General features: G+C 73.5%; 2 protein-coding genes. Both read right to left on the bottom strand.

All coding sequences use genetic code 11. The features are described 5' to 3' along the window. On the bottom strand, positions 1-425 hold a 425-nt coding region (locus C1I95_RS34210), incomplete at its 3' end, for a GNAT family N-acetyltransferase (RefSeq protein WP_146605952.1). Between the two features lie 94 nt (positions 426-519). Continuing rightward, a partial coding sequence (locus tag C1I95_RS34205) for an OsmC family protein (RefSeq protein WP_199524047.1) occupies positions 520-837 on the bottom strand: 318 nt, incomplete at its 5' end.

Here is an 837-nt window from a genome sequence, read left to right as displayed (position 1 = left end):
AGGGTGCGGAGCTGCCCGGCGATCTCCCAGCCGCAGGCCCGGTAGGGCGCGGGTGTGGTGGCGAACAGGGTGCTGACGGCGGCGCCGCGTTCGTGGGCGCCGTGCAGCAGGGCGCGCAGCAGGGTGCGGGCGACGCCGGTGCCGCGGGCTTCGGGGGCGACGGCGACTCCGGCGACGTCGGCGGCGAGTACGGCCCGTCCGGCCCACCACTGCTCGTCGTGCAGGTCGACGGCCTTGCCGACGAGGTTTCCGGCGGTGTCGAAGGCGCCGTAGGTGGTGCGGCCGGGGCTGGGTGTGACGGCCTGTGGCGGTGGCTGCGGGTCGGAGCCGAAGGCGAGCCGGCCGAGCTGCCAGGCGGCGGTCAGCTCGTCGGGGGTGAGTTCGCGGACGTCGACGGTGGGTTGCACCTGCCCGACGATAGCCATCGCGGTGCTGCTGTCGACCGGTTTGTCGGGCGGGTGTTCCCGAACAGGACGCGGCCGGCGGGCAGTGCGGGTGGGGTTCGGCGCGGTGCGCCGGTCAGGTGGTGACGGTGGCCGGTTCGTGGTGTACCGGGAAGTTGACGGAGTTGGCGATGAAGCAGGCGCGGTGCGCGTCGGCGTGCAGGGCGGTGGCGGTGTCGGTGGTGGCCGGGTCGGCGACGGTGACCTGCGGGTGCAGGACGACCTCGGTGAAGTGGCCGTTGCCGGTGGCGTCGGTGGTCATGGTGCCGGTGGCGTGGTCGACGTAGTCGGTGACGACGACGCCGTTGACGGCGCAGAGGTGCAGGTAGGCGAGCATGTGGCACTGGGACAGCGCGGCGAGCAGGAGCTGTTCGGGGTTCCAGCGGGTGGGGTC

Origin of the sequence: Micromonospora craterilacus (assembly GCF_003236315.1) — a bacterium.
In the GTDB taxonomy this organism is placed as follows: domain Bacteria; phylum Actinomycetota; class Actinomycetes; order Mycobacteriales; family Micromonosporaceae; genus Micromonospora; species Micromonospora craterilacus.
Note: the sequence above shows the minus strand (reverse complement) of the source record. Positions and strands in the feature narration are given on the sequence as shown.